General features: G+C 56.4%; 12 protein-coding genes and 1 riboswitch. Of the genes, 7 read left to right on the top strand and 5 right to left on the bottom strand.

The window, feature by feature from the left end; translation table 11 throughout:
* The coding region (locus IGS51_RS13930) for a hypothetical protein (protein ID WP_297079045.1) at positions 1-203 on the bottom strand (203 nt) is incomplete at its 3' end.
* Between IGS51_RS13930 and IGS51_RS13925 the strand changes: the two genes are divergently transcribed.
* From IGS51_RS13925 to lepB, 3 genes are all read left to right on the top strand, one after another.
* Positions 178-3693 (top strand): efflux RND transporter permease subunit, encoded by a 3516-nt coding sequence (locus IGS51_RS13925; protein ID WP_297079043.1) that lies wholly within the window; start codon positions 178-180, stop codon positions 3691-3693. The genes IGS51_RS13930 and IGS51_RS13925 overlap by 26 nt on opposite strands.
* Before the next feature lie 145 nt (positions 3694-3838).
* Positions 3839-4013, top strand: a riboswitch (cobalamin riboswitch).
* Positions 4014-4041: 28 nt separating this feature from the next.
* Complete coding sequence (locus IGS51_RS13920; RefSeq protein ID WP_297079041.1) at positions 4042-4809, top strand: FAD-binding oxidoreductase; 768 nt, start codon at positions 4042-4044, stop codon at positions 4807-4809.
* Positions 4810-4849: 40 nt separating this feature from the next.
* Complete coding sequence (lepB, locus tag IGS51_RS13915; RefSeq protein ID WP_297079039.1) at positions 4850-5569, top strand: signal peptidase I; 720 nt, start codon at positions 4850-4852, stop codon at positions 5567-5569.
* A gap of 56 nt (positions 5570-5625) precedes the next feature.
* On the opposite strand, the gene IGS51_RS13910 is transcribed toward lepB, so the two are convergent.
* Complete coding sequence (locus tag IGS51_RS13910; protein WP_297079037.1) at positions 5626-5970, bottom strand: hypothetical protein; 345 nt, start codon at positions 5968-5970, stop codon at positions 5626-5628.
* 192 nt (positions 5971-6162) lie between these two features.
* Entirely contained in the window at positions 6163-6351 is a 189-nt protein-coding gene (locus IGS51_RS13905) for a hypothetical protein (protein ID WP_297079046.1), read from the bottom strand.
* Between the two features lie 533 nt (positions 6352-6884).
* On the opposite strand from IGS51_RS13905, the gene IGS51_RS13900 reads away from it, so the two are divergent.
* Positions 6885-7859 carry an aspartoacylase gene (locus IGS51_RS13900; RefSeq protein WP_297079035.1) on the top strand — a complete coding sequence of 325 codons (975 nt, stop codon included), beginning with the start codon at positions 6885-6887 and terminating at the stop codon, positions 7857-7859.
* Between the two features lie 50 nt (positions 7860-7909).
* Here the strand turns inward: IGS51_RS13900 and IGS51_RS13895 are convergent, their stop codons facing one another.
* A complete protein-coding gene (locus IGS51_RS13895; RefSeq protein ID WP_297079034.1) occupies positions 7910-9124 on the bottom strand; it encodes a SpoIID/LytB domain-containing protein in 1215 nt (404 codons plus the stop codon).
* A 508-nt stretch (positions 9125-9632) separates the two neighbouring features.
* On the opposite strand from IGS51_RS13895, the gene IGS51_RS13890 reads away from it, so the two are divergent.
* Positions 9633-10112: an META domain-containing protein gene (locus IGS51_RS13890; RefSeq protein WP_297079033.1), complete on the top strand. Its 480-nt coding sequence runs from the start codon at positions 9633-9635 to the stop codon at positions 10110-10112.
* A 105-nt stretch (positions 10113-10217) separates the two neighbouring features.
* On the opposite strand, the gene IGS51_RS13885 is transcribed toward IGS51_RS13890, so the two are convergent.
* On the bottom strand, positions 10218-10928 hold the full coding sequence (locus IGS51_RS13885) for a TetR/AcrR family transcriptional regulator (protein WP_297079031.1): 711 nt from the start codon (positions 10926-10928) through the stop codon (positions 10218-10220).
* A gap of 268 nt (positions 10929-11196) precedes the next feature.
* Between IGS51_RS13885 and IGS51_RS13880 the strand changes: the two genes are divergently transcribed.
* Together IGS51_RS13880 and IGS51_RS13875 are read left to right on the top strand one after the other, a co-directional pair.
* A complete protein-coding gene (locus tag IGS51_RS13880) occupies positions 11197-12066 on the top strand; it encodes a fatty acid desaturase (protein ID WP_297079030.1) in 870 nt (289 codons plus the stop codon).
* Between the two features lie 193 nt (positions 12067-12259).
* Positions 12260-12551, top strand: a 292-nt coding sequence (locus tag IGS51_RS13875) for a hypothetical protein (RefSeq protein WP_297079028.1), incomplete at its 3' end; no start/stop codon positions are given.

Genomic DNA, 12551 nt, shown 5'->3' with positions numbered 1-12551 from the left:
TCTGTCTGAAGGGTGAAGAGAGGATGGAAAAAACGAAAAACGAAGAACGAAAAATGGAACTTCTTCCCTCTCCGTTCTTCCCTCTTCCCTCTTCGTTCTTCCCTCTTCGTTCTTCCCTCTTCCCTCTTCGTTCTTCCCTCTTCTCTCTTCGTTCTTCCCTCTCCCCCCTCCCCACCCATGACCTCCCTCAGCACCCTCTCCATCCGCCGCCACATCGGCACGCTTATGCTCACCCTGACCGCAATCGTCCTGGGTGTATTTTTCCTGGTGCGGCTGCCAGTGGATTTGCTGCCGTCGATTACCTATCCGCGCATTGGGGTGCGGGTGGATGCGCCGGGAGTTGCGCCAGAGGTGGCGGTAGACGAGATTACGCGGCCGCTGGAGCAGGCATTTTCGGCGACCGATGGTGTGCAGCAGATCTATTCCCAGACGCGGGAGGGACGGGTCAGCGTAGACCTCTACTTTCGTCCTGGGGGCAATATTGACCGCGCCTTAAACGACGCAACGGCTTCCTTCAACCGCGCCCGCAGCCGATTGCCCAACACGATTCAAGAGCCGCGAATTTTCAAGTTTGACCCGTCCCAGCTTCCGGTGTATGAGTTTGCGCTGACATCCGATTCGCTCCAGTCGGTTGATCTGCGCGTGTTTGCCGACGAAGAACTGGCGCGGGAACTGTCGGTGGTGCCGGGGGTGGCCAGTGTGGATGTGTCGGGCGGCGTGCGCGAAGAGGTGCAGGTGAATGTAGACATCAATCGTCTGCAAGCGCTGGGCGTAGGCTTGACCGATCTACTCAACGCGCTGCGGGGGCGCAATCAGGACGTATCGGGTGGCCGCTTGCAAGGCGGGGAAGCAGAAGTGCTGATCCGCACAGTCGGACGGTTCCAGTCGGCAGAGGAACTGCGGAACCTGTCGCTGCCTGTAAACGGGGTCAGCAGCGCGTCTGGCGGCGAGGCATCGACCAGCAGTTTTCCGGAAGCGCGGCGCGTCTACCTGCGAGATGTGGCGCAGGTGGTGGATGGCACTGAGGAACAGCGGATTTTTGTGACGCTGAACGGTGATCCAGCGGTCAAGGTCAGCATTCAAAAGCAGCCCGATGCCAATACGGTGTCGGTGGTGGAAAGTGTGAAGCAGCGGCTGGACGAACTGGAGCAAGCAGGAATCTTCCCAACGGGTATGGCAGTTCGCACCACGCTGGACGAGTCGCGGTTTATTCGCAACTCGATTTCCAACGTTGCGATGTCGGGACTGATTGGGGCGCTGCTGGCGGCGATCGCCGTCCTCCTCTTCCTGGGTTCACTCCGCCAAACCCTGATTATTGTCTTTGCCATCCCCCTGGCTACGCTGATTGCGATTTTGCTCATGGGCACTTTCGGGCTGACGCTAAACGTGTTTAGCCTGGGCGGTCTGGCGCTGGGCGTGGGCATTGTGGTAGACAACTCCATCGTGATGCTGGAGAGCATCGTGCAGGGTGTAGAAGCGGCCAAGCGTCGCCGCGCCGTAAACAGCATTGAGACTGCTGAATACTGCACGACCGAGGATGGGGAAATACCGGATGAATCGAACAGCGGCGGGCATGATTACGGTTACGGCAATGGACATGGCAACGGTCACGGTTCCAGCAATGGACATGGCAATGGCAACGGGAATGGAAGCGGAAATAGCGATGCCAACGGGAATGGGAATGGGAATGGCAACGGGATTTATGACAGCCGTAGAAACGACTATGCCCCCAGCAGCGATGTTGAAAATGTGACCCGTGGACGCACAGGCAAACGGGTCAGCGCGACGGCGTTTCTCCTGCGGCAAGCGGAATTAGCCAGCCAGCAGCTAGAGTCGGCGCTGGTCGCGTCCACGACCACCAATCTGGTGTCTGTGCTGCCCTTTTTGCTGATTGGCGGCTTCTTTTCGCTACTGTTCAGCCAGTTGATTCTCACCATTAGCTTTGCGGTGGCGGCTTCCCTGATTGTGGCGTTGACGGTCGTGCCCATGCTAACCTCGCGGCTGCTGGCGGTGCGCTGGTCGAGTCGGGTGGGCGATTCGGCTCCGCTGCGGGCGTTTCGAGCGCGGCTGGCGGATGCAACGCATACCTATGTGCGGGGGCTATCGTGGGTGCTGCGGCATCGGCTGGTGGTGATTGGGCTGGCGATCGCCCTGTTTGGCGGAACCAGCTTTTGGATGGCGGGTCAGTTGCCACAGGAGATTTTGCCCCGTATCAACACCGGACAGGCAAGGCTCAACGCCCAGTTTGCCCCTGGCACGTCTCTAGAAAACAACCGCCGGGTGATGGCAGCGGCCGACCAAGTTTTGCTGCAACAGCCTGAAGTAGAGTACCTCTTTTCTACCGCAGGCGGGTCGCTGTCTGGCAGCAACACCAACGCCAACGCGCTGCGTGGATCTAGCACCATTACCCTAAAGCCAGGAACCAATGTGGCTGAGTTTACTGAGCGGATGACCGCCGAACTGAATCGGCTAAACCTGGTGGGAACGCGCCTGCGGCTGAGTCCAGAATCGGTGCGGGGGCTGATTGTCAACAACTCGCCCGTGCGGGGGGCCGACGAGGACATTTTGCTTCAGGGGAGCGATACCCGCGCCCTACAGCAGGCGGGGCGCGAAGTGCTGGCGGCGCTCGATTCGCAGGCCAGGCAGGCCCGCTATCGCCCTGATGCGGATCAGGCGCAGCCCGAAATCCAGGTGCGTCCCGATTGGGAGCGGGCTTCGCAGTTGGGACTTTCCACCGAAGACATTGGTGACACGATTCAGACCGCCATTACCGGATCGGTTCCGACCCAACTTCAGCGGGGCGATCGCCTGGTGGATATCCGCGTGCAGCTTGCCGACAATGCCATCCAGCGCCCGGCCCAGCTTGCCCAACTGCCCGTCTTTACGAGCGGTAGACAGCTTGTGCGGTTGGCGGATGTCGCTCGGATTGAAGTCGGCGAAGCGCCTGGAGAAATTCAGCGGATCAACCAGCGGCAGATTGTCCAAATTGTGGGCAACCTGGTGGATGGCGCAAACCTCAGCGATGCGATCGCCGAATCGGACGCGATCCTGGCTGGGCTGACGCTGCCCGAAGGCGTGAGCCGCCTGCCCAGCGCCAGTGCCCAAAGCGCTCAGGAAGTGCGTTCATCCCTGATTCTGCTGGGGGGGCTGGCCGCCTTTCTGGTGTTTGTGGTGATGGCGGTGCAATACAACTCGCTGGTCGATCCGCTGGTGATCATGCTGACAGTTCCCCTAGCGCTGGCGGGGGGCATTTTCGGCCTATTCCTGACCCAAACGGCGATCGGTGCGACGGTGATTGTGGGCGCAGTGCTGCTGGTGGGCATTGTGGTCAACAACGCCATCATTTTGGTAGAACTGGCGAATCAAATCCGCGAAGAGCAAGGGTTAGACCACCGCAGCGCCATGCTGCGAGCCGCGCCGCAGCGCCTCCAGCCCATCCTGATGACCACCATTACCACCGTGCTGGGGATGTTTCCGCTGGCGTTGGGCATTGGCGAAGGGTCAGAATTCCTGCGGCCGCTGGGAATTGTCGTGTTTTCTGGTCTGTCGCTGGCGACGCTGCTAACGCTGTTTATCATCCCTAGCTTCTATACGCTGCTGCATGAAGTGCCCTGGGCCAAAGGCGCAACGCTGGGCGCAAAGCGGCTGCGGCAACTCAGCGGATCGACTCGCAAGCAGCCGTTGACCAAGTAGGCAGGGACGCTAGCCCAGCCCCCGGTCTGCCAGGGTTGCAACGATCCGTAATTTTCCGTAATTTTCAGCTTGCAACGACCTGACCCGATTCGAGCTACAATTTCGGGACGAATTCGGGTTGTCTGGAGGATCAGTCCAGGCAGCAGATGTTTGCCATGCGAGGGGCGATCGCCCTGTAGCTTGGCCGTATCTGTGGGGAAAGTCCGGTGTAAATCCGGCGCTGTGCCGCAGCTGTGAATGAGCGGATCGACGAGGGCCTGAGGGCCCATCACAGAACCCGCCTCAAAGTCAGAATGCCCGCCCGATGCCGCCCATTGCAATGCCCGCGATGCACGGGTCGAGGTAAAGATGCAACATTTAGAACGGCCGCAGCCTCCGAAGGCGGAGGTTCACGGGCCTGCGCTTCGTTCGGCGATCGCCCCGCCGCCGACTCCCCTTCCGGCCATGGATTGCGTCGGTACGGTGCTGTCGTCGATCGCCCTTACGCCAACGATTCAGGCCATTCGCCTGCATCTGGATCAGCCAGCCTTCCGGTTTTTGCCGGGGCAGTCGGTCTGGCCCCGATTTCAGCGAGACGGCAAGCAGTTCACCAAGATTTACTCCATCGCGTCGTCGCCCTCGCGCTGCCCAGAGGTGGAATTGTGCGTGTCGCGGGTGGGCTGGAGTTCCGCCTATTTACAAGATTTACCCATCGGTGGGGCGATCGCCCTGCGCGGCCCCTACGGCTTGATGACGCTGGCGCACCTTCCCGACCGACCGCGCCTCTACATTGCTGAAGGCTCTGGGATTGCCCCCCTAAAAAGTCAGATCGACTGGCTCTATGAGCAGGGCTTTGACCAACCTGTGTGGCTGGTGCAGGCAAATCCAGAAACGCCAGACTATTTGCCCTACCAGGCCGATTGGCGATCGCTCTCGCAGCGGTGGCCGACATTTGGCTATTTACCCACCCGTCCAGACCAGATTCGCCAAACCTTGAGCCAGATGCACCTTGACTGGCGAGGCGTGGATGTGGAAATTTGCGCGGTGGGCGATCGCCCGGCCCAGCTTCAGGACGTAGCAGTGCTGCTGGGGGCTAAACTAGACCAGGTACGCTCAGAATCGTTTTACGCCTTTTAAACACCTTTTAACCGCCCTTTTTAGCCGCCTGCGTTTTCCCATGACGACTCCGCCCGGTGACCCCCCTGCATCAAACGCCTCGCTGCCCAACGCCATCGAACCCAGCCCAACGGTTGCGTCTCCAGAGCCATCCGAAGCGCCTGCGGGCGATCGCCCAGACTTGGAAACTCAGCGCAGCGCCAGCTTTTGGAAGACCCAGCGAGAAAATGGGCTGGTTTTGGCGATCGCCCTTGCTCTGGCGCTAGTCATTCGGCTATTTGTGGCAGAACCGAGGTATATCCCGTCTGATTCGATGGTGCCGACGCTGCAAGTGGGCGATCGCCTGGTGGTCGAAAAAATTTCCTATCGGCTGCATCCCCCCAAGCAGGGCGACATCGTGGTATTTGACCCGCCGACCCAGCTTCAGCAGTTGGGTTACACGACCGATCAGGCGTTTATCAAGCGGGTGATTGGTCAACCCGGACAAACGGTGCAGGTTCACCTGGGCAAGGTCTGGATCGACGGAGAACCGCTGACAGAACCCTACATCGCAGAGCCACCAGGCTATGAGATGCGTTCCGTCACCGTGCCATCCGGCCATGTTTTTGTCATGGGCGACAACCGCAACAATAGCAACGACTCCCACGTTTGGGGCTTTTTGCCGGTTGAAAATATTATTGGTCGAGCGATCTTCCGGTTCTATCCAATTGCCCGCTTTGGCAGGCTAGAAACGCCAGATTTCGGCGTGCCCGCCCTCAAAACTGGAGCGCTAAACGAATAGGGAAGCACCCTGCAATACACAGGACTTCCCTTTTTCACTCAGGTTTTGGAGGTGCGTCAGATTACGCCAACCCCCTTGCTGCGATTGTCTTCATCTTCGGTCAACTTGCCATCTTCATCCGTGTCATTGATTTCGGCGAGTTCGGCGGCGCGGGCGGCCGCTTCAGCTTCTTCTTTCGCCTTCAGATCACCCGGCACTTCGTAATACATTTCGGGTTCCACGGCAAAGTTATTGACCAGACCTTCGTTGTCTACCGTATAGCCCGCAGCCGTATCAATGTCGCCTTCAGCGGTCGGCGTTTGTTTGTAGGCATCACCTTCGCGCTCTTTGCGGGCAGCGGTTTCCGCAGGAATGATACCGCGATCATACGTGTCTCGTTCGACTCGTTCGTTCGTTGACATGGAATTGTCCTCCAATAAATTTGTAGGCGGGTTTCAGAGAAGCTTTTCGGTGGCGATCGCCGCATTTTTGAAAGTCTTGAAAGCTCCGAAAAGGCTTCAAAGAAATGCAAAAACAAAACCCTTAAATTGAAATCTGAACTCTAGTTCATTGCTTCAATCGGACTAACTGATTTTTGCCAGTCAGCACTCAAATTAAACATGCGGATTCGGATCAACTTCGGGCACGATGTCAGGACGATCCTTATCTTCCCACCCTGTTGGGCGGCGAGAGTTATACCAGGCAATAGACCCCAACCCTGCCGCAGCCAAAAAGCCAATCACAAATACTGCTGCTAGAGATACGCCTGCACCCTCCTGGGCAGCAGAAACCGCAGGTTCCACTAGAAATAAGGCATTAAAATTCAGAAAATTCTGCACGTTTGGCACCTCAACTCAGAGACTATTAGCGCGAGATTGAGATACATTGGCGACCCGATAGTGCCCTTTAAGGAATTAATTTGGGGCAACGTAATAACTGTTTATCGCTGTTTCAATCTTGCTGTATCACAGCATAAATCAGTAAGATTTTGGCGGTATCTTCCACAGGGCATGTTGGGCGATCGCCCCTAGTGATAGGTTTGAGACGGGCTTTTCCATCTATAGGAATATAAAGCCCCCATTTCTGAGGGTGGGTGTATAGCCTCCCGTGCGATCGCCATAGGTAGCGACATCCAGGCATTGTAACTGCGGCAATCCCCAAGCTTCTCGCGCTATTCTGGCCTCATCTCGATTTAAGAGAAAACGGATGCAGTTGAAGACTTCTGACGGGCTGCGTCTGCGAAGCGCGATTCAACCCCATCCTCATTGCAGGCGGGTAAGTTTCGACAGAGATGGGTAAGACACCAAGGTAAGCTATAGAGATAGGCTATAGAAATATGGATAAGATTCGGCGGGTGCTGCTGGTCGGCGGCACACATGGCAACGAGTTGACGGGAATTTACCTGATCCGGAGACTTCAACACGCTCCCCAACTGATCTCGCGCCCCAGTTTTGAGACGATGACGCTGCTGAGCAATCTGGAGGCGATCGCCGCTGGAGTGCGCTATGTCGATCAGGATATGAACCGATGCTGCGATCGCGCCCATCTAGAACTGCCAGAACCCATCGATTATGAAGTCCGTCGGGTGCAGGAGATCAACCGTCGCTTTGGGCCCTCCGGCTCCACACCCGCCGATGTCATTCTCGATATCCACAGCACCACGTCGAACATGGGGATGACACTGATCCTGGATGATCATCACCCGTTCAAGCTGCGACTGGCGGCAGCCCTCAGCGCCCAACAGCCCGACCTGCGGATTTATAGTTCGGCCAACTCAGGACGACAGCAAGACGCGCTGCGATCGCTCGGTCGGTTTGGCATTTGCCTGGAAGTTGGCCCAGTCGCTCAGGGCGTGCTACAGGCAGACCTGTTTCAGCGCACCGAGGCGCTGGTTCAGCGAATCCTGGATGTGCTAGACCAACAAAATCGAGACGAGCCACTGCCCAAGGTGCAGCCCGTGCCCACTCAACCCGTGACCACTCAACCCGTGACCACCCAACCCGTGACCACCCAACCCGTCACCATGCAGCCGCTAACGGTTTATCAATATTTGGGCACGGTGCCCTATCCCAGAGATACCGAAGGACAGATCACTGCGATGATTCATCCCCACCTCCAAGGGCGGGATTATGAAAGCCTGAACCCAGGGGACCCCATATTTCTCTCACTAACTGGAGAAACGCTGCTCTACACGGGCGAAACGGTCGTATTTCCCGTGTTCATCAACGAGGCCGCCTACTATGAAAAAGACATTGCGATGGTGCTGACGCAGCGGCACGATCTTCAGGTGGATTTTGCAGAAACCCTGTAGATAGAACCGCTACGAGCAGAACCGCCTGGGCAGAACGCAATCAGCCAACGCTATTGCACCCGAATGCGCGACAGAATCGCCCCGCGATAGTAATGCGTCACGATGTCTCGATAGCTGGAGCCTTGGGAAGCCATGCCAAACGCACCATACTGGCTCATACCAATGCCATGCCCAAAGCCCCGTCCCGTCACCTGGAAGCTAAGGGGAGCCGCTGCGCCCTGAGCGCTGGCCACTTGACCTGCCTGGGGTTGAATTGTAAACAGGGTGCTGCGGAGATTCAGCGCCTGTCGCATCTGATCGCCCGTTAGCTCTCTGCTGCCTGAGTCCCCCACCACGCGCACCCGCCGCAACCGCTGATTGGGCGAAGCCTGAACCAGTTCAAACCGGAGGATATTGCCCACGCCCGTAATGCGCTGCCGCATCTGCTCAGCCGTAAAGGTTTCCGTCCACTGAAACACGGGAGCTGCTTGGTCATAGTCGGGCACGCCGCGCAGGTAGGGCAGCGGACTTACCCACACATCTTCGGAGTTTTCCGTATGGCCACCAGAGGAGGAGTGATAAACCGCGTTGATAAGTTGTCCGTTATAGGTTAGCACTTGCCCACGGGTTGCTCGCACAGCAGCAATCGTGCTGCTGGCTTCTTTTTCTGCGCCGCCATAGGCCTGCCAGCGTGTGGTGTTGCCTAGGTCGAAGACGGTGTTGCCACTAGTCTGCCGCTGATAGAGGGCATAGGTGCGGGCGGCAACGGCCTGGGCCTTCAGGGCTTCTAGATGCCAGCTTGCGGGCATTTCGCTGCCTACCACACTGTAGAGGTATTCCTCCAGGTCAACATAATTTACAGCGGTTAGCCCAGAGGAGGTAGGCACTACCAGCACTCGCCCGCGATAGTAGCGACCGCGCGTGTTGTCGTTGGGGTTGTCGATATAAACAAATCCGCCGTTTTGCGGCTCTAGCCAGACGGCGCTGAGTTGCCAGTCGTTGATTTTTAGTCCTGTGGTGTCGGGCGTGGCAATGAGCGACGTTCCCTGGGGTAGCTGACCCAGCACCCGCCCGGAGCCATCTTTGAGAACAGAGGCGGTGTTGCTGCCAATTTGCACGGCGGGCACGTCGCGCTCGATCGACACGCGCAGGTCAAGCTCGGCGCGGGCAGGGGCGATCGCCACCAGCCACAGCACTGCCGTCAGCCACCAGGAGCGTTTGCCCAGTTTGAAACCCAGTTTGACGAGGGCTTGCAAAAAGCCTGTGTATTTCAGCGTTTGAATCACAACAACCTCACACCGACAGAGACAGATTGTTCAGGATCAAGAACAAAATTGAAGACAGATGGGACTGGTTTTTCGGGGATTACAGGCGAAACACTCGAAAAATTCGCAGCAAAGCCGTCGCTACGATTCTTTACAGAAGGGTATCACGGAATGTTGGGTTGAACGCAGGGTGAGGGCGTTGGCGCAGCCTTGCGGAGCAATATCGCCCCCGTTCTCTGTACTCATCCCCAGTTACATAGCTTTGCTCAAAGACCTGCAACCCGTGAGCATCAACGCTTTGCAGGACAAAACACACGTAAACCCCACTTTGTAAAGTTTCGATGAATCCCCAAAAATGCGGTCTTCCTTCGTTAGACTGCGTAATCCGCCTAATTAGTTCCAGCCAGAAAACCGCAGCTAAAGCGTTTATGATGCTTGGGTGATGTTTTTAGATCTGCCCTTTAAAAAGGATTTTGAGGCAACCTTTATGAATACTAAATCTAGTTACACCTCTGCCGATAAACCAGCGTTGACATCCAAATTGGCCTGCGGGTTAGCGGCCTTGGCGATGGGGCTGACGAGTGTGGGCATCGCGCATCCTGGACTGGCGCAGGTCAGCGTGTCCCGCCCGCAGGTGGCGCAGGCATCCCCCCTCAGTGGGAGCTGGCGGCTCGTGTCGATGGCTGGGATTGAGCCGGGAGTGCCGTCGCAAGATGTGCGGCTGACGGCGGAGTTTGTGGGCGATCGCCTGTCTGGGTTTGGCGGCTGCAATCAGTTCACCGGCCGCTATCAAACCACGGGAAGCCAGTTGAGCGTTAGTCCCCTAGCCTCGACCCAACGCGCCTGCGAGGGCTTTTTGATGGATCAAGAGTTTCGCTATCTGACGGCGTTGCAGGGCGCTCAGCGCTATGAAATTAATCCCCAGGGAATCTTGATCGTTTCATATCAAAACGAGCGTGAATCGGGAGAATTGCGCTTTGCGCCGATCGCCGTTCGGGGTCTGTGGTAGGGCTGGCTCGCGTAATGAAGAATCGAGGCTTGAGGGCTTTGACGCGCCATTACGCGGTTTCTTTGCAACAAATAACCCAAGTTCCTCCAACCCCACGGTTTGAAGCTATGGCTTTTCGCTGGGATGGGTCAGATTGACTGAGGACGGACGCTTTGTGGGGGCATTGGGCGGCGCAGCTGGTGGCGGCGCGGTCGGGGGTGTGGATGCGGCGGGCGGTTGGGCGATCGCCCCGTACATAAACAGTTCCACCAGTGCCTCAATAAAACTCTCTCGACTCGGCCATAAATTATTAAATTCACTGGTAAATTCCAGGACTGCGTAGCCCAGCAGCATACTATTGAGCAGACTAGCCAATTTTTCGGTTGGCAAGCAAGTTTGTAACTGCTCATGTTCCATAATCGTCGCCAGGTATTGTGCCGTGTAGCGATTGGCCTGGAGCAGCCCCCGTCCCAGTGCGCGTCGGTTTTCATCAGGATAGTGCCCTGCTTCACCAATGAGCGATCGCACAAATTCCTGAATTTGTTCTAGCGCCTGTAGGTGAACATTGGCATAATCTTTGATGGCTTGCGAGGCGCTGCCCATTTGGGTCGATTGTTGGCCTAAGGCCATTCCCAAACGGCTCAGGGCCTCTTTGTCTTGCATCACCGCCAGCAGCAGCCCATGTTTATTGCCAAAGTGACGAAACAGCGTCACTTCATTGACACCGGCCTGCTCAGCAATTTGCCGCGTCGTGGTTTCTGCTACGCCCTGGGTCATGAATAAATCCACAGCAACCTGAATCAGGCGTTGGCGAGTGGAGGTGCGTCGATCCGACATAGACAAATGCAAGTGAAACTTGCACAGAAAGGTTGACTACTGCTAAGCTCAGGATGTAAGTAGCACTTGCATTACCCCTACTGTAGCGACATCTTTACCAAAAAGGCAGGATGCACCCCAGCGAGCTAGTTAAAAAGCCATCGGTATCTCTTGTTCAGGACATCCTTTAATCTCCTGCTTGACCGACTTTTTTCTTCTGGAACCTGTTTATTAGCTAAATATTGCGATCGCCCAGTAGGCCTGCAAGCCTCATCACTAAGGATGATCTATGTCATTGATTTCATTTAGCCCCACGCTCAAGGGTGTCAAACTACCCCCGTTGAGTTGGGGACACGTCTTTTTCTTTGGGGTGTACCACATTCTTGCGCTCACTGCCCCATTCCACTTCTCCTGGGCAGCCCTGGGGGTCATGCTGTTTTTGCACTGGCTCACTGCCAGCATTGGCATCTGTTTGGGCTATCATCGCCTGCTGACGCACCGCAGCTTTCAGGTTCCCAAATGGCTGGAATACATCCTGGGAACCATCGGCGCTCTCGCCGTAGAAGGCGGCCCCATCTTCTGGGTTGCGAGCCACCGCCTGCACCATGCCCACACCGAAGAGGAAGAAAAAGACCCCTACGCCGCTAGCCTGGGCTTTTGGTGGAGCCACTTGCTGTGGATGATCTTCCCCCGCGAAGAATTCTTTAACAAAGAAGCCTATCGCCGCTTTGCCCCAGACATGGCGCGTGATCCCTATTACCAGTTCCTCGATCGCTACTTCCTGTTCTTGCAAATCCCTATAGCAGCCGTGCTGTATGCCCTCGGCGGCTGGCAGTTTGTGCTGTACGGCATCTTTGTCAGGACGGTTTTGGTGTGGCACAGCACTTGGTTCATCAACTCTGCCACCCATATGTTCGGCTATCGCAACTTTGACTCCGACGACAATTCTCGTAATCTCTGGTGGGCTGCCCTTTTTGCCTATGGCGAAGGTTGGCACAATAACCACCACACCTATCCCAACATGGCCAAGGCAGGTCTGCGCTGGTGGGAAATCGACATGACTTGGTGGGCAATCCAGGTGCTTCGCGCAACGGGACTGGCCAAGAAAGTGGTGATGCCGCCTTCCCAGGCGATCGCCAAGATTAGCCCCTCTACCTGAGCCACCTTTGGGCTTCGCAGCGCTCTCTAGCAATGCGAAGAGTCCCCTAAGACGATTCTAAATGCACAAGCCGCTGCCAGAGTTTTCCCCTTGGCGGCGGCTTACGCAATAAAAGGCAGCATCCTCAGCACAAGGATAGATTTGTGCTGATACTTACAATTGATTGTCTTTAAGGTTAAATACTTCGTCATTTTTGCTTGAAGTTCAAACTCAGTCCGTTCCGCTTTTTGTAAAGCAAGTGATGGAGCAAGCTCCAAGTCATTCTCTACTAAACCCGCTGATAAAATGCCCGCTGAAATGTTTAGCTCCCTGCAAGCAAATCGCAGCAAGATGCAGCCAGATGATAGCTTCAGAAAGCTGGCATTTTGCCGCCATGATTGACAGGCTGAGGGGGCCAGATCCTCACCAGCCAGCACTTGCAGACCGCGAATATGTCAGGACTTACGCACTTGCGATAAGCTCTTTGGGTTTTGGACAATTTCTCG

Origin of the sequence: Thermoleptolyngbya sp. M55_K2018_002 (genome assembly GCF_015295965.1) — a bacterium.
Lineage (GTDB): Bacteria > Cyanobacteriota > Cyanobacteriia > Elainellales > Elainellaceae > Thermoleptolyngbya > Thermoleptolyngbya sichuanensis.
The sequence above is the reverse complement of the archived record's forward strand: the minus strand, read 5'-3'. Positions and strand labels throughout refer to the sequence as shown.